The sequence below is a fragment of the Marinobacter sp. GH_1 genome (assembly GCF_048595985.1).
Taxonomy (GTDB): Bacteria; Pseudomonadota; Gammaproteobacteria; order Pseudomonadales; family Oleiphilaceae; genus Marinobacter; species Marinobacter shengliensis.
On sequence record NZ_CP184460.1, the window covers coordinates 4172714 to 4196052 of the forward strand.

At 60.2% G+C, this 23339-nt stretch carries 21 protein-coding genes; 15 read left to right on the forward strand and 6 right to left on the reverse strand.

Annotation, left to right across the window (positions count from 1 at the left end; translation table 11 throughout):
- Positions 1 to 101: 101 nt before the first annotated feature.
- From ACNSOI_RS19005 to ACNSOI_RS19030, 6 genes are read left to right on the forward strand one after another with little or no spacing between them, the layout of a single operon-like run.
- Positions 102 to 2909 carry a monovalent cation/H+ antiporter subunit A gene (locus tag ACNSOI_RS19005; RefSeq protein WP_420194784.1) on the forward strand — a complete coding sequence of 936 codons (2808 nt, stop codon included), beginning with the start codon at positions 102 to 104 and terminating at the stop codon, positions 2907 to 2909.
- A complete protein-coding gene (locus tag ACNSOI_RS19010) occupies positions 2909 to 3247 on the forward strand; it encodes a Na+/H+ antiporter subunit C (RefSeq protein ID WP_061331990.1) in 339 nt (112 codons plus the stop codon). Before ACNSOI_RS19005 ends, ACNSOI_RS19010 begins: the two co-directional genes overlap by 1 nt.
- A complete protein-coding gene (locus ACNSOI_RS19015; protein WP_061331991.1) occupies positions 3244 to 4773 on the forward strand; it encodes a monovalent cation/H+ antiporter subunit D in 1530 nt (509 codons plus the stop codon). Before ACNSOI_RS19010 ends, ACNSOI_RS19015 begins: the two co-directional genes overlap by 4 nt.
- Entirely contained in the window at positions 4770 to 5264 is a 495-nt protein-coding gene (locus ACNSOI_RS19020; RefSeq protein WP_061331992.1) for a Na+/H+ antiporter subunit E, read from the forward strand. Before ACNSOI_RS19015 ends, ACNSOI_RS19020 begins: the two co-directional genes overlap by 4 nt.
- Positions 5257 to 5526 (forward strand): K+/H+ antiporter subunit F, encoded by a 270-nt coding sequence (locus tag ACNSOI_RS19025; protein ID WP_058090815.1) that lies wholly within the window; start codon positions 5257 to 5259, stop codon positions 5524 to 5526. Before ACNSOI_RS19020 ends, ACNSOI_RS19025 begins: the two co-directional genes overlap by 8 nt.
- 11 nt (positions 5527 to 5537) lie before the next feature.
- Positions 5538 to 5867 (forward strand): Na+/H+ antiporter subunit G, encoded by a 330-nt coding sequence (locus ACNSOI_RS19030; protein ID WP_072678092.1) that lies wholly within the window; start codon positions 5538 to 5540, stop codon positions 5865 to 5867.
- Here the strand turns inward: ACNSOI_RS19030 and ACNSOI_RS19035 are convergent.
- On the reverse strand, positions 5864 to 6292 hold the full coding sequence (locus tag ACNSOI_RS19035; RefSeq protein ID WP_420194785.1) for a thioesterase family protein: 429 nt from the start codon (positions 6290 to 6292) through the stop codon (positions 5864 to 5866). The two genes, ACNSOI_RS19030 and ACNSOI_RS19035, sit on opposite strands and share 4 nt — an antisense overlap.
- 288 nt (positions 6293 to 6580) lie before the next feature.
- Between ACNSOI_RS19035 and ACNSOI_RS19040 the strand changes: the two genes are divergently transcribed.
- Positions 6581 to 8209 carry an MBL fold metallo-hydrolase gene (locus tag ACNSOI_RS19040; protein WP_420194786.1) on the forward strand — a complete coding sequence of 543 codons (1629 nt, stop codon included), beginning with the start codon at positions 6581 to 6583 and terminating at the stop codon, positions 8207 to 8209.
- 13 nt (positions 8210 to 8222) lie between these two features.
- On the opposite strand, the gene ACNSOI_RS19045 is transcribed toward ACNSOI_RS19040, so the two are convergent.
- Complete coding sequence (locus tag ACNSOI_RS19045; protein ID WP_068351496.1) at positions 8223 to 8381, reverse strand: YqaE/Pmp3 family membrane protein; 159 nt, start codon at positions 8379 to 8381, stop codon at positions 8223 to 8225.
- Between the two features lie 191 nt (positions 8382 to 8572).
- Here ACNSOI_RS19045 and ACNSOI_RS19050 point away from each other — a divergent pair, with 191 nt between their 5' ends.
- Genes ACNSOI_RS19050 through ACNSOI_RS19060 form a run of 3 tightly spaced genes read left to right on the forward strand, consistent with a single transcriptional unit; the run spans position 8573 to position 11530 of the window.
- Positions 8573 to 9991, forward strand: a complete 1419-nt coding sequence (locus tag ACNSOI_RS19050) for a succinylglutamate desuccinylase/aspartoacylase family protein (RefSeq protein ID WP_420194787.1) — start codon at positions 8573 to 8575, stop codon at positions 9989 to 9991.
- Between the two features lie 46 nt (positions 9992 to 10037).
- Complete coding sequence (locus tag ACNSOI_RS19055) at positions 10038 to 11006, forward strand: DMT family transporter (RefSeq protein ID WP_061331996.1); 969 nt, start codon at positions 10038 to 10040, stop codon at positions 11004 to 11006.
- Entirely contained in the window at positions 11003 to 11530 is a 528-nt protein-coding gene (locus ACNSOI_RS19060) for a carbohydrate-binding protein (RefSeq protein WP_152439423.1), read from the forward strand. Before ACNSOI_RS19055 ends, ACNSOI_RS19060 begins: the two co-directional genes overlap by 4 nt.
- Here ACNSOI_RS19060 and ACNSOI_RS19065 read toward each other — a convergent pair.
- Entirely contained in the window at positions 11525 to 12706 is a 1182-nt protein-coding gene (locus ACNSOI_RS19065) for a MalY/PatB family protein (protein WP_420195735.1), read from the reverse strand. The genes ACNSOI_RS19060 and ACNSOI_RS19065 overlap by 6 nt on opposite strands.
- A gap of 209 nt (positions 12707 to 12915) precedes the next feature.
- On the opposite strand from ACNSOI_RS19065, the gene ACNSOI_RS19070 reads away from it, so the two are divergent.
- Together ACNSOI_RS19070 and ACNSOI_RS19075 are read left to right on the forward strand one after the other, a co-directional pair.
- Positions 12916 to 13803: an AEC family transporter gene (locus ACNSOI_RS19070; RefSeq protein WP_106696107.1), complete on the forward strand. Its 888-nt coding sequence runs from the start codon at positions 12916 to 12918 to the stop codon at positions 13801 to 13803.
- A 34-nt stretch (positions 13804 to 13837) separates the two neighbouring features.
- Positions 13838 to 14728, forward strand: a complete 891-nt coding sequence (locus ACNSOI_RS19075; protein WP_152439426.1) for a prenyltransferase — start codon at positions 13838 to 13840, stop codon at positions 14726 to 14728.
- On the opposite strand, the gene ACNSOI_RS19080 is transcribed toward ACNSOI_RS19075, so the two are convergent.
- Positions 14718 to 16361, reverse strand: coding sequence for a methyl-accepting chemotaxis protein (locus ACNSOI_RS19080; RefSeq protein WP_420194788.1), 1644 nt, complete (start codon positions 16359 to 16361; stop codon positions 14718 to 14720). The genes ACNSOI_RS19075 and ACNSOI_RS19080 overlap by 11 nt on opposite strands.
- Positions 16362 to 16567: 206 nt before the next feature.
- Here ACNSOI_RS19080 and ACNSOI_RS19085 point away from each other — a divergent pair, with 206 nt between their 5' ends.
- Positions 16568 to 19069 carry an acyl-CoA dehydrogenase gene (locus tag ACNSOI_RS19085; RefSeq protein WP_420194789.1) on the forward strand — a complete coding sequence of 834 codons (2502 nt, stop codon included), beginning with the start codon at positions 16568 to 16570 and terminating at the stop codon, positions 19067 to 19069.
- Here the strand turns inward: ACNSOI_RS19085 and ACNSOI_RS19090 are convergent.
- Positions 19066 to 19917 carry a helix-turn-helix domain-containing protein gene (locus tag ACNSOI_RS19090; RefSeq protein WP_420194790.1) on the reverse strand — a complete coding sequence of 284 codons (852 nt, stop codon included), beginning with the start codon at positions 19915 to 19917 and terminating at the stop codon, positions 19066 to 19068. The two genes, ACNSOI_RS19085 and ACNSOI_RS19090, sit on opposite strands and share 4 nt — an antisense overlap.
- 253 nt (positions 19918 to 20170) lie before the next feature.
- Here ACNSOI_RS19090 and ACNSOI_RS19095 point away from each other — a divergent pair, with 253 nt between their 5' ends.
- Both ACNSOI_RS19095 and ACNSOI_RS19100 read left to right on the forward strand, forming a co-directional pair.
- Positions 20171 to 21136 carry an esterase/lipase family protein gene (locus ACNSOI_RS19095; RefSeq protein ID WP_420194791.1) on the forward strand — a complete coding sequence of 322 codons (966 nt, stop codon included), beginning with the start codon at positions 20171 to 20173 and terminating at the stop codon, positions 21134 to 21136.
- A 52-nt stretch (positions 21137 to 21188) separates the two neighbouring features.
- Positions 21189 to 22232: a lipase secretion chaperone gene (locus ACNSOI_RS19100; RefSeq protein ID WP_420194792.1), complete on the forward strand. Its 1044-nt coding sequence runs from the start codon at positions 21189 to 21191 to the stop codon at positions 22230 to 22232.
- On the opposite strand, the gene ACNSOI_RS19105 is transcribed toward ACNSOI_RS19100, so the two are convergent.
- Complete coding sequence (locus ACNSOI_RS19105; RefSeq protein ID WP_420194793.1) at positions 22177 to 23151, reverse strand: LysR family transcriptional regulator; 975 nt, start codon at positions 23149 to 23151, stop codon at positions 22177 to 22179. The two genes, ACNSOI_RS19100 and ACNSOI_RS19105, sit on opposite strands and share 56 nt — an antisense overlap.
- Positions 23152 to 23339 lie beyond the last annotated feature (188 nt).

Consider the following 23339-nt stretch of genomic DNA (forward strand, 5'->3'; position numbering starts at 1 on the left):
CTAGTCTTCGGTAATCTGTTTTAGCTATCACGCCCCAACCTGATCGCTGCGGGCGGATGAACAATTAACCCAAATATTCCTTCCGGGCTACCGGCCTCGCTATGGTACCAGGACTCATCATTTTGCTGCCGGTGCTGGGAGCGTTTGCTTCCTGGTTACTGAGCCGCCGCTCTGCCGGCACCAGCATCCGTGCTCACGCACTTCTGGCTGCCGTTGCACCTTTTACCGGCGTCCTTTTGCTGGCAAGCCATTGGCCGCAGGCTTCAGACCAGAACGCGCTGGTCACCACCGTGCAGTGGATTCCACAACTGGGGCTCAACCTGTCGTTCCGGCTGGACGGCCTGAGCTGGCTGTTTGCCACCCTGATCACCGGCATTGGCTGCCTGATCATTCTTTACGCCCGTTACTACTTCGATGGCAAAGCCACTGCCCCGCGTTTCTTTATCCTGATCCAGCTGTTCATGACCGCCATGCTGGGCATCGTACTGTCTGAGAACCTGCTGTTCATGTTGGTGTTCTGGGAGCTGACCAGCCTGGTGTCGTTCCTGCTGATCGGCTTTAACTGGTCCAGCCGGGGCGCCCGCCGGGGTGCCCGAATGTCACTGGTGATTACCGGTGGCGGCGGCCTGGCCCTGCTGGCCGGCATTTTGTTGCTGGGCAACATGGCCGGCAGCTTCCAGTTGTCCGATATCCTTTCTCAGGGCGAGACCCTCAAGCAGCATAGCCTGTACCCGCTGATGCTGAGCCTGGTGCTGCTGGGGGCGTTCACCAAATCCGCCCAGGCGCCTTTCCATCTGTGGTTACCCCACGCCATGGCCGCCCCTACGCCGGTCTCCGCGTATCTGCATTCAGCCACCATGGTCAAGGCCGGGCTGTTCCTGATGGCGCGTTTGCACCCGGCCCTGGGCGATACCGAGCTCTGGTTTGCGCTGGTAACCGTCACCGGCATGGTCACCCTGATGGTGGGCGCCTTTGTCGCGATGTTCATGCACGACATCAAGGGCCTGCTGGCCTATTCCACCATTTCCCATCTGGGCCTGATCACTCTGCTGATTGGCATGGGCAGTGAAATGGCCATGGCGGCGGCCCTGTTCCATCTGGTCTGCCATGCCCTGTTCAAAGCCCCGCTGTTTATGATGGCAGGCTATGTGGATCAGGCCACCGGTAGCCGGGATATGCAGCTGATCAACGGCCTGTGGCGCTGGATGCCTGCCCTGATGATCGTCACCCTGGTGCCGGCGGCTGCCATGGCCGGGTTACCGCTGATGAGCGGCTATCTGAGCAAGAAAATGCTGTTTTCCGAAAGCCTGCTGGTGACGGCACCCCACTGGGCGGATGTGGTGATCCCGGCCTGGGTCACCGTGGCGGGTCTGTTTTCGGTGGCCTATTCGGTGCGCATCTTCCACAACGTTTTCTTTAATGGCCAGCCACGGGATCTGCCGGTGTGGCCGCCAAAGCGTAAGCCAGCCGCCGCATTGTTGCCGTTGGCCATTCTGGCGACGTTATCGTTGCTGGTTGGCCTGGTTCCCCAGTGGATCTACGACCACCTGGTGCATCTGGCGGTGCTGCAGACCACCGTGTCTCATTTACCAGCCTATGATTTCAGTGCCCTGTCCGACGCCCACACCCCTGCCATGATGAGTCTGGTGGCCATGCTGGGCGGGCTGGCGGTTTACAGTGCCCGCAAGCCGTTGTTCGCCATTCATGCCCGGTTACCGGAGGTGGACGCCAAGGACATTTTTGAAACCGCCATGCAGCGCACTATTCGCTTCTCGCAAACGCTGGTTTATCGTCTGGAAAACGGCTCCCTCCAGCGCTACCTGGCACTCATCCTGTTAACCACCGTCGCCCTGGTGGCCTGGAGCCTGAGCGGCCTGGAACGGTGGCGCGGGCCTGTGCCAATGACCGCCCTGGACCCACTGGTGGTGTTTGGCATCAGCATCCTTTGCCTGTCTGCCGTGGGCGTTGTGCTGTGTCATCGTCACCGCCTGCCGGCCCTGTTGCTGCTGTCGGTCACCGGCCTGTTTGTCACCCTCACCTTTGCCTGGTTCTCCGCACCGGACCTCGCCCTGACGCAACTGTCGGTTGAAGTGATGGCGGTGGTGATCATGATGCTGGCCCTGTCGTTCTTACCACAGAGCTCACCCAAGGAATCCCGCTTTCCCCGAATTGCCCGAGATCTGTTCGTGGCCCTGGCCGCCGGCGGCGGTGTGGCCGCGTTCACCTTTGCCGTGCTGACCCGCCCGGTAGACTCCATTTCCGACTTTTTCCTGGCCAACAGTGTGCCCGGAGGCGGCGGCACCAACGTGGTGAATGTGATCCTGGTGGATTTCCGGGGGTTCGATACCCTGGGTGAGATCACGGTACTGGGCATTGCCGCCGTGGCGGTGTTCGCCTTTACCCGCAACCTGAACCTGAAAAAACGGGTGGCGGAATCCGGCCACTCCCATTGGGTAGCCGAGCCCCATCCGGTCATCCTGCAGATGGTGGCGCACATGGCTTTGCCCATTGCCCTGCTGGTATCGGCGTATATTTTCCTGCGCGGCCACAACATGCCAGGGGGCGGTTTCATTGCGGGATTGGTCACGGCCGTTGCGCTCACCCTGCAATACATGGCCGGTGGCCTGGTCTGGGCCCAGGCGCGCATGCGTACGCACTTCCGCTCGCTCATTGGTGCGGGGCTGCTGATCGCCCTGCTGACCGGTGTTGCCAGCTGGGTGCTCGGTTATCCGTTCCTGACCACCACCTTTGCCCACCTGCACTGGCCGCTGATTGGCGAGTTTGAACTGGCCAGCGCCCTGCTGTTTGATCTGGGTGTTTACACCACCGTGGTGGGTGCAACCCTGCTGATTCTCGCGAACCTGGGCAAACTGATGACCATTGCCGGCCCAGGCAAGGAGGTGGGCTGATGGAACTGATGATCGCAGCCGCCCTGGGGATCCTGACCACCTGTGGGGTATTCCTGGTTCTGCGTGCCCGCACCTTTTCCGTGGTGCTGGGCCTGACCTTGTTATCCCATGCCGTCAACCTGTTCCTGTTCAGCATGGGCCGGCTGACAACCGGCGCCCCGGCCATTGTCGGCCTGACGGAATCCAGTGCAGACCCGCTGCCCCAGGCACTGGTGCTGACCGCCATTGTGATCAGTTTCGCGATGACCGCCTTCGTGGTGGTGTTGTCCCTGAAAGCCGCCGTGGAACTGCGCAATGATCACGTAGACGGCGAAAACCCGAACGAGGACCGGCCATGACCCACCTGATGATTCTGCCGGTCGTCATCCCCATGCTGGCCGCCGCCTGGTTGCTGGTAAACCACCGGGCCAGTATCGGCCGCCAGCGGGTGTGGAGCATTCTGTCCACCAGTTTGCTGGTGGCGCTGGGCGTGTGGGCGGTTATTGCGGCTCAAACCGATTACCACACCTACTGGCTGGGCAACTGGCAGCCGCCCTTCGGCATTGTGCTGGTGCTGGACCGGCTGAGTGCCATGATGCTGCTATTGGCCGCCTTACTGGCCCTGTTCTGCGTGCTCTATGCCAGCCGGGGCAGCGACCGGGAGGGTTCCCATTTCCATGCCCTGTTCCAGTTCCAACTGATGGGCATTAACGGTGCCTTCCTGACCGGTGATCTGTTCAACCTGTTCGTATTTTTCGAGATCCTGCTGCTGGCTTCCTACGCCCTGTTGCTGCACGGCGGCGGCCGGGCCAGAAGCCGGGCGGGCTTGCACTATGTAATCATCAACCTGCTCGGCTCTGCCCTGTTCCTGCTGGCCCTTGGCATTCTTTACGGCCTGACCGGCACCCTGAACATGGCCGACCTGGCGGTGCGGATTGCCGCCGCCAGCCCCGATGACCAAACCCTGCTGAAAGGTGCCGCCCTGCTGCTGATGGTGGTGTTCGGTATCAAGGCCGCCATTTTGCCACTGCTGTTCTGGCTGCCCAGGGCCTATTCCGCCTCCAGCGCGCCGGTGGCGGCGCTGTTTGCCATCATGACCAAGGTTGGCTTTTACGCCATGGTGCGGGTGCTTCTGATTGTGTTCGGGCTGGACCCGGCACAGCCCCTCAATGCCGAGGTGTTCCTCTGGCTCTGGCCCCTGGCGCTGGCCACCCTGGGCCTCGGCGCCATTGGCGTGCTGGGGGCCGCCAGCCTGCGCACCATGGCCGCCTACCTGGTGATTATGTCCAGCGGCTTGCTGATGGCCAGTTTTGCCATGGCCGAAACCACCGTATTGGCCGCCAGCCTGTTCTACCTGCTGCACAGCACCTGCCTGGCGGCGGTCTTTTTCCTGCTGGCCGACCTCATCGGCCGGCAGCGGGCCGACGGCTACGATCTGCTTTCGGTGACCGCTCCCTTGACCCATCGCTGGACCCTGGGCACGCTGTTTCTGGTGGCGGCGGTCAGCATGGCGGGGCTGCCGCCCTTCTCTGGGTTTGTTAGTAAAGCCTGGCTGCTGCAGAACGCCATCACGCACCCGCACTACCTTTGGCTCTGGGGCATTACCCTGATTGCCGGGTTATTCATGATTGCCGCACTCAGCCGAGCCGGCTCCGGCTGGTTCTGGAAACCGGAGCCGTTCACCGGCCGCCAGCGCCGCAAGCTGGACCCGGCGCGCGTGGCCACGGTGTCTGTGCTTATTGGTATCAGTGGCGCCCTGGCCCTGTTTGCCGCGCCGGTGATGGAGTATATGACTGCAACCGCAGGCCAGCTTTATCATCCGTCCGCCTATGTTGAGGCGGTGCTTGGCGAGCCCGTCACGATAACGGGAGGGCTCACCCCATGAACTGGTTACAGCGCTGGGTGCCACACCCCCTGTTCGCCGGCTTTCTTCTGCTGTTATGGCTGTTGATGAATGAGTTCAGCTTTGCCCACCTGTTGCTGGGCGCGGTGCTGGCAGTGGTGATTTCCCGGGTCACTCAGCCGTTCTGGCCGGAGCGTTCAAAGGTCAAGCATCCGGGTAAGTTGCTGCGCTACCTTGGCCGGTTATTGATGGATATCCTGAAATCCAACCTGATTGTCGCCCGGCGCATTCTGTTCTATTCGCGGCAGCTGGAGCCGGGGTTCTTCACTTACCCTCTGACCCTGACCGACGATTTTGCCGTGACCATTCTGGCCAGCACCATTTCGCTGACCCCGGGCACGGTGAGCGCGCATTATGATCGCGAGGGCCGCTGCCTGTTGATCCACTGCCTGCATCTTGAGGATGAAGTAGCGTTGATCAAAGACATTCGCGAGCACTACGAAAAGCCGTTACAGGAGATTTTTGATGATTGAATGGGCGGTTAACCTGGCGATCACTGTGTTTGCGATTGCCATCCTGCTGAACCTTTACCGGCTGGCCATCGGGCCCGACATCGTGGACCGGATCCTGGCGCTGGACACCCTGATGATCAACAGTATTGCGTTGATTGTGCTGTTCGATATCCGGTTGTCCCTGGGCATCCTGTTTGAAGCCGCCATGCTGATTGCCCTGATGGGGTTTGTCGGAACCGTGGCAATGACCAAGTATCTGTTGCGGGGGGATGTGATCGAATGACTGCGTCAACCATGCCGTTCGTTCTTGAATTGGTGATTTCGCTGTTCCTGGTGGCCGGCGCCTTGTTTGCGCTGATTGGCTCTGTTGGCCTGGCCCGGTTGCGGGATTTCTTTATGCGGCTGCATGGGCCCACCAAGGCCAGCACCCTTGGCCTGGGCTGTTTGCTGATCGGCTCGTTGCTGTTTTTCAGTTTCCAGCGCGGCGCGCTTTCCGTGCATGAGGCGATTGTGACCGTTTTCCTGTTTGTGACTGCGCCAGTCAGCGCCCATATGATGGCGAAGGCCGCCCTGTTCCGGGGTGTGGATAAGGGCGGCCCAAGCCGGAATTACCCGGACCGTTAGCCGGCAAACCTGGCCCGGAAGCTCTCGGGCATGGGGGTGACTTCCCGGGTTTTGTAGTTGAAGAACACAAAACCGTATTTGGCCATGGCCACCGATTGGCCGGTGTCTGCTTTGGTGACCCGGAACACGAAATCCCCGCCGTATTTGTTGAAATCCCTCAGGCCGACTTCGAAGCGCAGCATGTCCGGGTAGAAGGATTCGCCCCGGTACATGGTGGCCAGGTCGGTGACGATGATGCCAGTGCCATTCTGGTCGGCTTCTTCGATGCCGTGTTCGACCAGGAACTGGGCGCGGGCTTCGGAGAGCATGGAGATGAGGGCGTCGTTGCCCAGGTGGTTGGCGCCGTTGATGTCGGTGATTCTGACGGGCATTCGGGTTTCGAAGCTGAAGGCGTTGTCGGGGAATTCGAGTTTGATTCTTGCCACGGGGGTGTCCTGATCTGGTTCAACATTGGATTGGGCTGAATCATACGCTTCCGGTTGTGACTTCTCATCTTATGGTGCTATCGGGTATCTTGCTTGGTATCCCTGCGCTTCTTTTTGCGGGGGCGCGGCGGTAAGGAAGGGCTTTCCAAAACACGCTGTGAATACATCCCTGTACGCTCTGCTCCGCCATCCCTGGCTCCGCAAGGTTTTGGAAAGCCCTTCCTTACCGCCTCGTTCTTACAATGTGCGCGCACCGTTTGAAGATTTAACAACAAACAAGAGTGACTTATGGATATTCGCCCGGCTGCCACCCTGGTTCTTACCCGCGATACCGAAAACGGCATTGAAGTGCTTCTGCTGCAACGCACCTGGGAGGCTATTTTCCTGCCCGGTTACTATGTGTTCCCCGGCGGAGCGGTGAATGAGCAGGAGTCGGAGGCGCAGCCGCATGTTGTGGGTGTTGAAGACGCGGATATCAGTCAGACCATGAGTCTGGATGAAGGTGGCGCGGATTTTATGTTGGCGGCGGTTCGGGAGTGTTTTGAGGAGGCGGGGATTCTGCTGGCTCAGGACGGCAGCGGTCAGCTAATCGGTGCGGAGCATCCGGTGCTTGGTGAGCGTGACGCATTGTTCCGGGATGAGGTGTCGCTGGCGCAGTTGTGTGAGAAGCATGGGCTGGTGGTGCCGCTGGACCGGTTGGCGTATTTAAGCCATTGGGTGACACCGCCGGGGCCGCCGCGGCGGTTTGATACGCGGTTTTTTGTGGCGGTGGCGCCGGAAGGGCAACGGGCCGGGCATGATGGTCAGGAGACGATTGATCATGTGTGGATGTCGCCTGCGCAGGCGTTAGAGGAGCATCGGGCGGGGCAGCGTTTGTTGGGGTTGCCGACGATCCGTACCCTGCGGGTGTTGTGTGATTTCAATACCACCGCCGAGCTGATGCGCTATGCCCATGCCAATCCACCGGAGGCGTTTCCGACCGATCCCTGGCCGGCGCTTCGCAAGGGCAAGCCGGTGATGCTGGAACCCAACGCGCCGGCTTACGATGAGGCGGTCAAGCTGGACCCGGAGGGGGAAGGCACCACCCGGGCGGAGATTGTGCCCGGTGAGCCGGTGGAGGTGGCGGCCGGTGTAGTACGGTTGACGGCACCGAACCCGGGGATGATGACCGGGCCCGGCACCAATACCTATATTCTGGGTTTTGAGCGGTTTACAGTGATTGACCCCGGGCCCACAAACGAGGCCCACATCGAAAAGATTCTGGAAGTGACCGGCGGGGTGGTGGACCAGGTGCTGGTCACCCATACCCATCTGGATCATTCACCGGCCGTGTCGGTTCTGAAAGAACGAACCGGTTGCCGGGTGTTTGGCTGGCCAGCCCCGGAGGGCGCAGGCCAGGACCAGTCCTTTAAGGCGGACGACGAGCCGGAGCATGGCGACCTGATTGTCAGCGAGGCGGGCATTCTGAAGGTGATCCATACCCCCGGGCATGCCTCCAACCACCTGTGTTTCCTGCTGACGGACCAGGAGTTGCTGTTCTCCGGTGACCACATCATGCAGGGCTCCACGGTGGTGATCAATCCGCCGGACGGCGATATGAAGGCCTATGTGGAATCCCTGTACGAGCTATTGGAGGAGCCTGTGCGCTTTATCGCGCCCGCCCACGGCTTTCTGATGGGGCAACCGGAGGCAGTGATTGATTACCTGATCACCCACCGGTTATCGCGGGAGCACAAGATCTTCCGGGCACTGGAAGCACTGGCGCCGGTGTCCCTGAAAGACCTGACGGCGAAAGCCTACGACGATGTGCCAGCAGCCATTCATGGCCTGGCAGCACGATCAGCCCTGGCACACCTTCTCAAACTTGAGGCAGAACACCGGGCATACCAGTCAGACAACCTCTGGCATGCCCACTAGCCAGGGTACCGGGCTACTTCTTGGCGATGATCCACACCGCGTGCACGATACCAGGAATGTAGCCCAGGATGGTCAGCAGGATATTGATCCAGAAATGCTTGCCCAGGCCCACCTGTAAAAAAACACCTAATGGCGGTAACAGAATCGCAACCAGAATTCGCAAAAGGTCCATTTAGTTCTCTCCTCGTGGCACGTATAACAGTCATATCTCTGAAAGATAGCAGTGTTATTACATTCAACCACACTGGGCCACCACAGATGGGCCCGTGATCATGAAAGTGGCATTAAACCTCTGTCACAGCGGTATTCATGAACCATACAGGGCCCTATCCTTGGGGCCACTGGACAGGTACTCGAGGACTTATGCTGTTTCAAAGGCCCAGACACTCCACAATCCGACACTTTCCGATCTGGCTTTTCGCGGCCGCCCTGCCAATGGTCACCTTGGCCGACTCCAACGATTCGTCTGTGCTGGTCGCCCAACTCGCAGAGGATGAAAACGTTGAGGATGTGGTGCGCTCTGAACCCCGCCGCAGTCCGGGCGAAGATGACGACGCCAGCGACGACGAGCAGGAATCCTCAGCACCAGATACCGGCCAGCAAACACAAACGGTCAAACCCTTGGTGGTACCCGTTACCCGCAAGATTGCCCCCAACATCGACCTGAAAGAAGTGGCACCCCTGCCGGAACCTGAGCCGGAACCGGAATCTCTGCCGGGGGCGGAACTGTCTGAAGAGGAGGTTCAGGCCCTGCAAGATACCGCACAAGGGGAAACGCCCGCCGCCGAGGACGAATCTGATGCGCAGGCAGAACCCCTGCCGGCCGAAAGTTTCACCCTGCTGGGCAAGGAAGTGCTGCCCGGCACCTCCACGCGGCTGGCCTGGTCACCCCAGATCCAGATTGCAGGCCTGTCACAGATTACTCCTGTACTGGTGGTCAACGGCGTGAATGCCGGGCCAACCCTGTGCCTGACTGGCGCCGTGCACGGCGATGAGCTTAACGGCATCGAGATTATTCGCCGCACCATGTATGACCTCAATCCGGAGAAACTCAGCGGCCGGGTGATCGGCGTGCCCATTGTCAATCTAACCGGCTTCCAGCAGGGCAGTCGGTACCTGCCGGACCGTAGGGATTTGAACCGCTTTTTCCCGGGCCGCAAGGACGGCAACCTTGCCGACCGGGTGGCCTATTCGTTGTTCGAGAATGTCATTCGGCACTGCGACATGCTGGTGGACATTCACACCGGTTCCCTCAAGCGCACCAACCTGCCTCAGCTGCGGGCCGACATGAACAATCCGGATGTGGCGGAATTCACCCGTGGGTTTGACCGCATGGCGGTGGTGCACAGCTCCGGCTCCCCAGGCATGCTGCGCACGGCAGCCGTCCAGGCAGGTATCCGTGCCGTGACCATGGAAGCCGGGGAGTCGTTGCGAATTCAGGAGCATCAGATCGAAGCCGGGGTAAATAGCCTCAACAGCCTGCTGGAGAAACACGGCATGATCTCCAGGATGTTTGTCTGGGGCGATCCGGAACCGGTCTATTATGATTCCACCTGGGTGCGCGCCGAGCACGGCGGCATTCTGTTCAGCGAGATTAACCTGGGTGCCAATGTCTCCGAAGGGGAGGTCTTGGGCTATGTGGCTGATCCGATTACCAATGAGCAACACCCGATACGCTCCACCTCCAACGGCCGGATCATCGGCATGGCGGTTGATCAGGTGGTGATGGCCGGCTTCGCCGCCTACCACATTGGTACGGAGGCAGAAGTTCCAGGAGAGTAGTATGCTAGGGGTTTTACCCGACAGCCTATGATCCACAGGAGTTCATGTGTCTTCGGCAAACTCTGGCATATTATCCCGAATTCCCGGCCTGGCCTATGTGGGCCTGGTGCTTACGCCGCTGTTCTGGGCAGGCAATGCCGTGGTCGCGCGAGGCACGGTTGAGCATGTACCGCCCCTGTCGATGTCTTTCTGGCGTTGGGTGATTGCCCTCGCCATATTGCTGCCCTTCGGTTTCCCTGGCATGTGGCATCATCGCCGGGTCATCCGTGCCCGCCTGGGTTCGATGCTGGCCCTGGCCACCTTCAGCGTGGCCGCGTTCAATTCACTGCTCTACTACGCCGCCATCACCACCACCGCCACCAATATTGCCCTGATCAATGCCACCATTCCTATTTTCGTGGCCCTGCTGGCGTGGATGCTTCTGGGCGACCGCACCCGGCCAATTCAGGCATTGGGCATCGCCCTGGCCATCGGAGGCATCCTGACCGTGGTCGCCCGGGGTGAGCTCTCGGTTTTGACCGGCCTTCAGGCACAACCCGGTGACCTGATCATGGTGGCGGCCGTCTTCAGTTGGGGGTTGTTCTCGGTCTTGCTCAGACGGCAGGCGGTGCCGTTACCGGCCCTTACTTTCCTGACCACCCAGATTCTGCTGGGCACGCTGGTGATCCTGCCGTTTTACCTGGTCGACCTGTTTTTCTTCGCCGGGGGCTTCGAGCTGACCCGAAATACGGCCATGTCGCTACTGTATTTCGCCATATTCCCCGGTATCCTTGCCTACGCATTCTGGAATCACGGCGTGCATGCGATCGGCCCGGCCAGGGCCGCGATATTCATGTACCTGACCCCGGTCTTCGCATCCATACTGGCCGGCATTTTTCTGGGTGAGTCGCTTGGCGCGTTTCACATGATTGGCGGCCTGCTGATTCTCGCAGGCCTGGTGTTGGCCACGCGAACCGGTCGCCGACAGGCTGCGTATTCACTTCGGAGTCAGGAACAAAACGGGAGAGACACATGATGAAAGCCACCACCAGCATCAGGCGAGCCCGCACACTTTATGGTCTGTTGTTGATGATCCTGGCACTTGGCATGCCTGCATTGGCGTCTGCCGAGGCCTGTGATCCGGAAGACCATGAATGGGTGCCCAGCCGCTATTACCCGGCGGGGTCTGTGGTGTTTCACAACGACAACTGGTACGAGTCCCGTGAAATTCACGAGGGTATGGAGCCGGGTATCACATTCGATTGGAAACGCTTACATTCGGTGCCAGATTGTGGTGGTGAAAACAGGCCGCCCGACCCCATAGACCCGGCTGATGTGGAGGAAGGCGTTACCCAGACGGACAGTAACACAGAGTTCTGCGAACGCCCGGAACAATGGCTGTTTGCTGAGAGTTACTCCGTCGGCAGCCAGGTCAGCCATGGCGGCAAGATCTGGGAAGCCATCCGGGATACCAAGGGCGACATGCCGGGTATCCAGGAGCCACCGCACTGGAAGCTGGTGGAAGACCACTGCGCCATCCAGTCGCAACCGGCACTATAAGCCAGCCAGCGCTGCCTCGATCCGGGCAATGACCTGTTCCAGCACGGATCGCGGGCAGCCGATGTTCAGGCGCATAAAGCCACTGCCCGGGTGCCCGAAGGACAACCCCGGGTTCATGCCCACGCCGGCGTCCTCAACGAAAAATTGTTTGAGGCCGGCATCATCCAGCCCCAGGCTCCGACAGTCGAGCCACATCAGATAGGTGCCTTCCGGCGCTGCAACGTCAATGCCTGGCAATCGCCGGAACACCGCGTTGGCCACGAAATCCCGATTGGCCTGCAGATAGCCGAGCAGTTCGTCCAGCCAAGTGGCGCCGTGGCGATACCCCGCTTCAAAGCCGGCAATGCTGAACGGGTTGCACTGGGGCAGGTGCATGGACTCAAACACCGCTTTCATGGCCTTGCGCCGTTCCGGATCTGGGATCACCAGGGCGGACAAACCAAGACCGGGCATGTTGAAACTCTTGCTCGGAGCCACCGCCGTCACCAGCGCATCATCCTCTTGGGCCAAGCTGGCCAGGACGGTGTGCCGAGCAGCATCCGGATAGGTCAGGTCGCAGTGGATCTCGTCCGAGAGCACCACCAGGTTGTGGCGCCGGGCAACGGCCAGCAGCTCTTTCAGCTCCGCTTCCGTCCAGACGCGGCCGACCGGATTGTGGGGGGAGCACAACAACAGCACCCTGGCATCGGGCCGGGCAGCGCATTGCTCGAGATGCTCCAGATCCATCCGGTACTGCCCGGTCTGCGGATCCTGAACCAGCGGGTTTTCAATCACTTCACGACCGCTCTGGCGCACCGAGCTGAAGAAAGGCGGATACACCGGCGGCTGGATAATCACGCCCTCACCCGGTCCGGCATAGGCCATACAGGCGGCATTCAGGGATGGCACCACCCCCGGCGCCATCAATATCCACTCCCGGCGAATGTGCCAGCCATGGCGCTGCGCAAACCAGTCGATCATTGCCTGGTACAGGCTTTCAGGAAACAGGGTATAGCCGTATACCGGGTGCTGCGCCCGCTCTGTCAGAGCGTGGGTGACCGCCTCGGGCGCGGCAAAGTCCATATCCGCCACCCACACCGGAATGACATCATCCCGGCCAAACACCGCCTGGCGGGCGTCAAATTTGACCGAGCAGGTATTTTCACGTCGAACAGGCTGATCAAACGCACTGGCCACAAACGAACTCCCCAACTGGTTGAAAGGCTGCCGAAGGCTATTGTGGTAGCCCCGGCCAGCGACCGCAACCAACCGTGACCGCTGGCGTGGCAGGCGCCTCCCGCTTTGGTCGAACATGGGCAAGTTTTGCTTGCCGAAACGGGCCGATACTTGCGAACCTAACCGTTTGTTGATGGTTGTCGTCCCGAACGTTTGTCGGAGTTCTCCCCATGATCGGCCAGATCCTAGCTACCATGCTGCCGGTATTCCTGATTGCAGGCTGTGGCGCCCTGTATGGCCGCTACCGCACACCAGACATTCAAGGCCTGAACGTTCTCAACATGGAACTGTTCGTGCCCATGCTGGTGTTTGCCGTACTGGCCGACCAGCAGGCGCCCCTGCAGGACTATGGCTGGCTGGCGCTGGCGGCTACGGTGGTGGTGCTCGGTTCTGGCATCATTCTGTACCCGGTGGCCCGCGTTCTGAACCTGAACCTGAAAACGTTCCTGCCGCCGATGATGTTCAATAATTCCGGCAACATGGGCATTCCGTTGCTGGTACTGGCGTTCGGTGAGGCGGCCCTGCCGGCGGCGATCGTACTGTTCATTGTCGAGATGCTGCTGCACTTTTCCGTTGGCCTGTACATGCTGGACCCCCACACGTCGATTATCCGGCGATTGCGGCTACCCATCGTGTTCGCCAGCATCGCCGGGCTAACGGTAAACTTCAGCGGTGTTGCCCTGCCTGGCTGGCTGCTGGAAACCCTGAACATGCTCGGTGGCGTGTGTATCCCCTTGATGCTGTTTGCCCTGGGGGTGCGGATGCTGGATGTCGATTTCCGGGACTGGAAACTGGGGCTGATTGGCGCCATTGCCTGCCCGGTCAGTGGCTTGCTGCTGGCCTGGCCCATGATTGCCCTGCTCGACCTGCCGGGCCTTCAGGTAGCCTGCCTGTGGGTGTTTGCGGCGCTCCCGCCTGCGGTGCTCAACTACATGGTGGCGGAGCAGTATCAGCAGGAACCCCACGCGGTGGCATCGCTGGTATTATTGAGCAACCTGGGCAGTCTGGTGGTCATGCCCATTGTCCTGGGCCTGGTGTTCGCAGCCGGCTACGTCTGACCGGCTCACCACTTCACATGGATGAATAAAGCGGATGTCTGAAACCGTTGCGGTGGTGCGCGCTGCCCGCCCGAACTTCCTGCTGCTGGCGCCACTGTGTGTGGGACTGGGCCTGGCCGTTGCCTGGCGACAGGGCCAGCCTCCGGCGCTGATCGACACCCTGCTGGTGTTTGTGGGTGCCGTGCTGGCCCATGCGGCGGTTAACCTGCTCAATGAATATGAGGATTTCCGGTCCGGACTGGACCTGATCACCCGGCGCACCCCTTTCTCCGGCGGCAGTGGCGCACTACCCGAGGTACCCTCCGCAGCGCGGCGGGTATTGTGGGCCGGGCTCGGCACCCTGGGGTTGGTGATCGCCATCGGCGTGTACTTTTTGTGGCTTCGGGGTTTGCCCATGTTCGTTCTGGGTGCCGGTGGGGTGGTACTGGTGCTGACCTATACCCGCTGGATCACCCGTTCGCCGCTGTTATGCCTTTTGGCACCGGGCATTGGCTTTGGCCCGGTGATGGTGTTGGGCACCCTGGTAGCCCTGGGTGCCCGGCTGGATGCCGCTGCCCTGATCTGCGCAGCCGTCGCACTGCTGCTGGTCAGCGAGCTGCTGTTGATCAACCAGATCCCGGACGCGGATGCTGACCGGCAGGTTGGCCGCCGGCACCTGGTGATCACCCTTGGGCCGGAAACCGCCAGCAGGATCGTGGCTGGCCTGCTGGCCGGCAGTTATCTGCTGATCGGAGCCGGCATTCTGACCGGAATTCTGCCGGTCGCAGCGCTGATCGCCCTGCTGCCGTTGCCACTGGCCCTGTGGATCAGCGTGCGCCTGCCCCATGTCCTGAATAAAGCAGGCGAACTGAACCGCCTGCTCGGTGCTAATGTGGTCACCCTGCTGTCGACCCTGGCATTGCTGATGGCGGGGCTCAGCCTCTGAACCGGAACACGCTGACCCGTGAGCGCAACTGGCCCGCCAGCACGGCCAGATCCCGGCTGGCACCGGCCACCTGATCCGATCCGGCAGAGGTTTCAATGGTGGCATCGTGAATCCTCGCGATGTTGCGGTTCACTTCCTCCGCCACGGAACTCTGTTCTTCTGCAGCGCTGGCAATCTGGGCATTCATGTCGTTGATGGAAGCCACCTCTTCCCGGATGCGCCCAAGCGCGGTTTCTGCCTCGGCGGTCTTCTCAACCGTCACCCGAGCCAGATCCCGGCTTCGTTCCATTTCACCGGACGCCTCACCCGCGCCCGCCTGCAACCGGCCAATCATGTCCTGAATTTCCCGGGTGGAATCCTGGGTACGGGATGCCAGGGAACGCACTTCATCAGCCACCACCGCAAAGCCCCGGCCGTGCTCACCGGCACGGGCCGCTTCAATGGCCGCATTCAGCGCCAGCAGGTTGGTTTGCTCGGCGATGGCGTTGATCACTTCGATGATCTTCTCGATATTACCGCTGTCTTCCGACACCCGGTTTACAGAAGCCGCCGCGTCCTCCAGCTTGTTCGCCAACTCGGTGATCGAGCTGGCGGTCTCCTTGACCACCTGATTTCCGGTTTCAACTTCCTGGTCAGCCTTGCGGGTTGCTGTCGCGGCGTTAGCGGCAAAGCCCGCCACCTCATTCACCGTGGCGGCCATCTGGTTAACCGCGGTGGCCATCTGCTCGGCCTCAGTGGCCTGCATACGGATCTGTTTGCTGTTGTTATCTGAGGTATCTTCCAGCTCGCCAGACGCGTTAGACAGCTCCTCGGCCGCAGACCTTACTTCACGGATGATGCCCGTTAACCGGTCAATGGTATCCGCCAGTGCGCCCATCACGCTGTCCGGGTAACGGGTTTCCAGATTTTGCTCCAGCTGGCCATCCGCCAGCTGCCGGATAGCCGCCGCCACTTCCTCGGGCTCCGCGCCGAGAATGCGCTTGAGCTTGCGGATGATCACCGTCGCCACCAGTACACTGACCAGCACAGCAAAACCGGTGATGGAGAGAATCATGATGTTGAAGCCACTGGCGGCGTCGCGCACTGCTTCCAGGTCAGCGGCAACGGTGTCTTCCTGATAATCAATAAACGCGTTAACCCGCGCCAGCCACTCGCTGTAAGCCGGTGAAACCTGATCCAGCAACAGGCGCCGGGCCTGCTCGGTATTGCCTGCGGTTCGGAGAGTCACCACCTCATCGGTCAGGGTGAGGGTTCGCTGCTCGGTGGCTTCGATGTCCCGCAGCAAACGGCGCTCCTGATCCGTGGCCCCCTGGCGCTGGAACATCTGGGACATGGCTTCCGCATTCTCCCGGTACATCGCCGCCAGGTCATCGATGGTGCGAAGGTGTCCACGCAGGGCTGCATCGCTGTTCACCAGCACCACATCCCGAATGGCAATCGCCCGGTCATGCACGCTGCCGCGGAAATTAATGGCGAAGCGCTGTTTGAGCGAAGCGCCCTCATTAACCGAGGTCAGGGTCCGGTCAATGAATCCCACCTGGTGATTACCCACAACGCTGACCAGCACCATCAGCGCTACCATCAACCCAAACCCCAACGCCAGGCGTTTTGCTACCGTGAGCTGGCCAGTCATATAAGCACTCCACATATTGGTTAAGTGGAGAGAATTACGATTAAAAAAAGGAATGGATTTATTACTTTTGCAAGATTTTGTAAATTCTTAAACCGTCTGCCACTCAGCCCCCTATCGAACCGTCCGTTTTCCTTGCAACTGCCTGGACTTTGGCCGATGGTTAGAGGCAAATCTGCCTGATCTGGTAATGATATGGAGGTCTGTCCATGAGTGTTCTGCTTCTGGTTCTCAGTGCCCTGGTGCTGATCTATTTCAGCATCGGCGGTAAAACCGCCGCGATTGTGATGTCCGTGGCCACCCTAGTCGGGGTCGCCAACGACGGCTGGCACCTTCTCAGTTTTGTCATCGGCGGCCTGCTGTTAGCGTTGGCGCTACTGATCACCCTGCCCGGCGACCTGCGCCTGGACAAATTCAGCCGGCCCTTACTGGGCTGGGTCCGCAGCCGCCTGCCCAAGCTCTCGCCTACCGAGCAGGAAGCCCTGAACTCCGGTTCGGTAGACTGGGATGGCGAACTGTTTTCCGGCAAGCCGGAATGGAACAAGCTGCTGGACGCCGCTCCGGCGCATCTGACCAGCGAGGAGCAAGCGTTTCTCGACGGCCCGGTGGAAGAACTGTGCAAGATGCTGGATGACTGGCAGATTACCCACGAACACTACGACCTGCCAGACAAAGTGTGGAAATTCATCCGTGACAAGGGCTTCTTCGGCCTGGTCATTCCCAAGGAAGACGGGGGCCTGGGTTTTTCCAACACTGCCCACTCCGAAATCGTGATGAAAATCTCCACTCGCAGCGTATCGGCAGCGGTGACCGTCATGGTGCCCAATTCCCTGGGCCCGGGTGAGCTGCTGATGCACTACGGCACCGACGACCAGAAACACCACTACCTGCCGCGCCTGGCCAAGGGCAAGGAAATCCCCTGTTTTGCCCTGACCTCACCGGTGGCCGGCTCCGACGCCGGTGCCATTCCGGACAAAGGCATCGTCTGCAAGGGCGAATGGAACGGCAAGGAAGTGCTGGGCCTGAAGGTCACCTGGAACAAACGCTATATCACACTCGCCCCGGTAGCGACTCTGATAGGCCTGGCCATCAAGGTCTACGACCCAGAAAAACTGTTGGGTGGCAACGACGACATAGGCGTCACCTGCGTGATGGTGCCCCGGGAGACCGACGGCGTGAATGCCGGCGCCCGCCACCTGCCCATGAACACCGTGTTCATGAATGGCCCCACCTGGGGTACAGAAGTGTTTATCCCCATGGAACAGGTCATCGGTGGCCAGGACATGCTTGGCAAAGGCTGGAAAATGCTGCTGGAATGCCTGTCCATCGGCCGCTCCATCTCCCTGCCGGCTCTCGGCACCGGCGCAGGGAAACTGGCCAGCCTGGCCACCGGCTCCTACGCCTATACCCGGGAACAGTTCGGCCGCACCATCAGCCAGTTTGAAGGCGTTCAGGAAGCCCTGGAGCCCATCGCCGGCTACACCTACATGATGGACGCCGCCCGCCTGCTGACCGCCGGCATGCTGGACCGAGGCGTACGGCCTTCCGTGCCATCCGCCGTACTGAAGTACCGCAATACCGACCTGATGCGGGAAGTGATCAACCACGCCATGGATGTAGTCGCTGGCCGGGGCGTGATCACCGGCCCCCGCAACTTCCTGGCCCGGGCCTACCAGGCAGTGCCCATCGGCATTACCGTGGAAGGCGCCAACATCCTGACCCGCAGCCTGATGATCTTCGGCCAGGGCGCCATTCGCTGCCATCCGTTTATCGTGGAAGAAATCGAAGCCGCGGGCATGGAAGATGAAGACAAAGCCGCAAAACAATTCGATGGCATCTTCTACCGCCACCTGGCCCACACCACCCGCAATGCCCTGCGGGCGTTCGTACTCGGCCTGAGCAAGGGCTGGCTGGAAACCGCGCCACGCCAGGGCGACATCCAGAAATACTACCGCCAGCTGGGCCGATTCTCCGCTGCCTTCGCATTAATGACCGACGTCACCCTGCTGACCGTCGGCGGCGGCCTGAAAGCCCGCCAGCGCTTGTCTGGCCGCATGGCCGACTGCCTGGTCCAGCTCTATTACGCCACCGCCGTAATCAAGCAATGGCATGAGGAAGGCTACCCGGACGACCAGCGAGACCTGGTGGAATGGTGCCTGCAAACCTGCCTGCACGACCTGCAGGATTCCATGCGCGATGCCATCATCAACTTCCCGGTCCCGGCCTTACGCTGGCCGCTGCGTTTGCTGGTGTTCCCCCTCGGCGCCACCGGCCTGAACGGCCCGGACGACAAGCTGGGCGCGAAAGTGGCCGCGACCATCGTGAACGACACCCCGGTGCGCCAACGCATCAGCCGCGGCACCTTTATCAACATGGATCCCGACGACCCGCTGGGCCGCGTACTGAATGCCTATAACCTGGCCAACGAAACCGCCGAGATGCGCCAGCGCCTACACAAAGCCATCCGCAATCGTGACGAAGACGAACTGGACGGCATTGCCCTGCTGATGGGCCATCAACGCAAAGAGCTGGTGGACTGGGCCTGCGCCCAGGGCATCATCAAGGCGGACGAATGCCCGAAAATGGAAGAAGCGCTGACAGCCCTGTATGACGTTATCCGGGTGGATGCCTTCGACGCCGATGGCCTGAAAGCCCTGGCCAAGGGTGCCAAGGGCAAGCGCAAAGTGGTTGAGCGCCCTGCGAAGGGCTAGTGTCCCGTCTGACACGTCGGAGTGGGTAATCCTGCTCCGGCGTTATGGCCAGCCAGGCCACCGACAGGTGCACCATGACCCACAAAGATACTGCCAGAAAGCATCGTGACGATGTCTGACGGTGTCATACCCAGGGTCATCCGGAAAGTATGGGAGAAGTGAGCGGAATCCGCAAAGCCCGCTGCGATCGCGGCGTCAGTGAGTGATGCGCCACGCTCTACGCCGGTAAAGGTCACAAATAACCGGTGCCACTGCCGATAGCGACGCACAGGCACCCCTACCTGGGCACGAAACAGCTCTACCAGACGGGAAACCGAGAGGTTGACCGAGTTCGCCAGTTCCTCCACCGAGACATTTCTGCCGATCTCCGACTGAATCCGTTCCACCACCCGCGCCACCCGCGGGTCGGTTTCAGGATAGGGCTGGGCCGCCGGGTTGATCCCCGATTCCAGTGCATCGAAGGCTTCCTCCGCCTGCACGGGAACGTTGTAGAGCGCTTTGAGCCAACGTTGAAGTGAGTGCTCACCATGAAAGCCGGCGTACACCCCGTCCTGATGCCTGGCCATGCTGTGAGACAACAGACGGAAATCCTGCCCCAGGGCATCCAGGTAACACGCCGCGACCAGCTGGCCCTGGGGATCAATCCTGGCGCTTTGGCCCGGCGCCAACAGCAGCGAATGCTCATGCAAGACAGCGTTTGATCCCGGCAACACCAGTTGCACGGGCCCTTCGACTCCGATGACCAGCGAAGCGGCCGCTTGGCTGAACTCAATCGGATGCCGCAAGCGCCCGACGAACAGGGTGCGCCGGGGCCAGAGATACAACAGGTTGGAACGTGAATTATCCATGGGCATCAACGCATGCCCGCTGCATTTTTGCGCCGGGCAAACGGTTTCTTGTTGTTGTATGTCTGCCCGAGTGTATATGCATTTCTCAACAATCACCCACGAAAGATGCCGGTTACGTGATCAATTCCGGTCTTTTTGTTGTTGGCCTGCGAACTCGTCAGTTCTTACAAGCGCAGTGCACCCATCCATGAGTAGATTCGGAGGGCAACACCATGCAGTCATCCTGACAACAAACACAAAAAGGAACGACACCATGAACTCGTGGATAAAAAGCGCGGTAGCAGCGCTGATATTGAGTCTATCCCTGCCTGCACAGGCCGGTCTTTTCGACTGGTTATGGGGATCAAATAAACAGGGTGCAACGAAGCACCCGATCGTCCTGGTACCGGGCATTTTTGCCTTCGACACCATTGCCGGCGTTGACTACTGGTACCGCATTCCCAACGCCCTCGAAAAGGAGGGCGCCACGGTATTCGTACCGAAGATCAATGCCTTTGACAGCTCAGCCATGCGCGGCGAACGGTTGATCCAGCAACTGGACGCCATCCGGGCCGCCTCCAATGGTGCAATCACCCGTTTCAACCTGATTGGCCATAGCCAGGGCGGGGTGACCTCCCGCTATGTCATGAACGTTCGGCCCGACCTGGTGGCCTCGGTAACCACCCTGCACTCTCCTCACAAGGGCTCGCCACTGGCAGACGTAGTGACCGGCGTCGCTCCAGAAGGGTCACTGACCGGCGTCGGTTTTGAAGCCCTGGCAAATACCGTGGGCAATCTCGTTAATCTTCTGTCTGCCAACAAGGCGGACCGCTCCGACATCTACGCCATGCTCGCCGAATTCAACAAGCCCGGCGCCGCCGCCTTTAACAACCTGTTCCCAGCCGGCTTGCCAGCGTCTGAGTGCGGCCAGGGGCCAGCAAGCGTCAACTTTGGAGGCCATGCCATCCGCCTGTATTCCTGGAGCGGGACCGCCCAGTTCACCACCGGCCTTGATCCCTCAGATGCCCTGTTCGGCATCACCAGCCTGGCCATTCCAGGGCCCGACGACGGGGTGACCGGCCGATGCTCCAGCCACTTTGGCCAGGTGATTCGCGACGACTACTTCATGAACCATCTGGATGTGACCAACCAGGTGCTGGGTATGGTGTCGCTGTTTGAAACCTCGCCGCTGACCCTGATGCGCAACCACGCCAGGCGCCTCGCCAACGCAGGGCTGTAAAACCAACACCCCACTGGCCAGCCCGGTGGGGTGCCTTCAGGAGCTTATATTCATGAACCATCGCAGCTGCCTCCTTCTGGTGGCCGGCATTGTCACCATAGCCGGCGCCCTGACTCTGACCCAACGGGGAACCACCGAGGGTCCAGAAACCGCTATTCAGGCACCGAAAATCTCCACCGACCAGGCTGGTACCCCCGGACTACCTGCGCACAACCTCAGCCAGCAAAACGTCCCGGAGCTGCCTCCTGAACTCGTTGGCCTGGAACCGAAGGGTGCGCTTTCAGTCGATGCCAACCACCACCTGGTCCCGGATGAAAACCTGCGCAACCTGTTTGATTTTCACCTGGCCACTCTGGATCGGGAACCCATGGACCTGATTCTCAACCGTATCAGAGCAACGCTGGCTGACCGGCTGGACGAACCGGCTCGAAGCCAGGCCCTGGCATTGCTCAACGATTACGTTAACTACCGGCTGGAACTCACCCGCATTGACCAGAACCTGCCACCGGGTCTTGACCACTATGGCTTCGATCTCAACGCTTTGACCCTGCGCCAGAAAGCATTGCAGGCGGCCCGCGCCGAGCATTTCACACCGCAAACCCACGCAGCCTTTTTCGGCGAAGACGAGCAACTCGACAACTACACTCTCGAGAGACTGACGATTGAACGCAACGAAGCGCTCACCGAACAACAAAAAGCCCAACAACTGGCACAACTGGAACACGCCCTGCCTGAACACATTCAACGAACCCGAGCCCGGGCCACCATCAACAGCAACCTGTTCGAAAAGACCGAAGCCATGAGAAGCAACGGCGCCACAGACGCCGACATTTTCCAGCTAAGGGCACAAAACCTGGGCGAAACCGCCGCAGCCAACCTGGCGGAACTCGATTTACAGCAACAGCAATGGCAAAGCCGGCTTGACCATTACCGGCAAGAAAAAGCCCGGATCACCAACGCCAACCTGAGCCCTGAAGACCAGCAAACCGCTGTCAGCGAGTTACAACAGCGTCTCTTTGAAGGCCCTGAGCGGCTGAGAGTCAGAGCTCTGGATGCCGGCTCCCGGCGCTACCCGATCGCAAACCACCCCGAATAGCCTCATCCACCAGCCAGCGGCGCAGCGTCTGAATCCCACGCTCCCGCCGGCGACTGGTCTTCCAGGCAAAGTAGAACTTGTCACCTGTCACCACCGAATGCGCGGGCAACCGAACAAAATCCGCCGAATCCTTGCGGGTACTGAGCATGTAGTCATTGGTCAACGCAATACCCTGATGAAAACGCGCCGCCTCCAGCGACAACAGCATATGGCTGGAATGCAGCAGCCGACTGGATTCAGGCAGCTTCATACCGGCCTCCTGATACCAGGCCTCCCAGTCACCGCCCTGCCGGTCATAAATACTGTGAGTCGACAGCAACGGAAACCGGGCCATCTCTGCCGGCGCTACCGGCGGCTCATCCCGCCGCTCGGGCTCCGCATCCCGCCCCAACTCCCGCCGTATACGCTGCCAATAATCCTGACTGCACACCGGAAACAACCGCTCCTCATACAGCAGATCGTAACTGTAGGCCCGTGAATCCCGGTGAATCGTAATAAAACAATCCGCCACCCGATCCGACAACACCGGATTCTCACTACTCATCTCCAGAGCCAGATCAATCTGCGGATGCAGCCGCTGCAAATCCGGCAACCTCGGCGCCAGCCAGCGCACCGCAAACGAACTGAACACCGACAACCGCAACCGCGACTCCTCATGCCCCAACAGCTGCTCACTGGCCCGCTCGATCTGCAACAGTGCCGAACCAATCGCATCCAGATACTGCCGCCCCTCATCCGTCAACGCCACCTTCCTGCCCGAACGCCAGAACAGCCGCTCACCCAAATAGGTTTCCAGCTGTTTGATCTGGTGACTGACAGCACTCTGGGTGATCGACAGTTCCTCGGCAGCGGCCGAAAAGCTGTTGAGGCGTGCAGCGGCCTCGAATACAGGTAGGGCTTTGAGTGGAGGTAGTTTCATCGGCTTGGTATCTAATTTTCTAATGAATAGCTAATAATCATCATTTTATCGGATATTAGCACTTCATTAGACTCTCCACCGAGATTAAGGGATCAGGTCGGGCTGCCCCTCCGAAAATGCTTGTAGCCATGGATGGCGGAAAGCAAGCGTACAGGGATGTACTTGCAGCGGTTTTCGGAGGGGCAGCC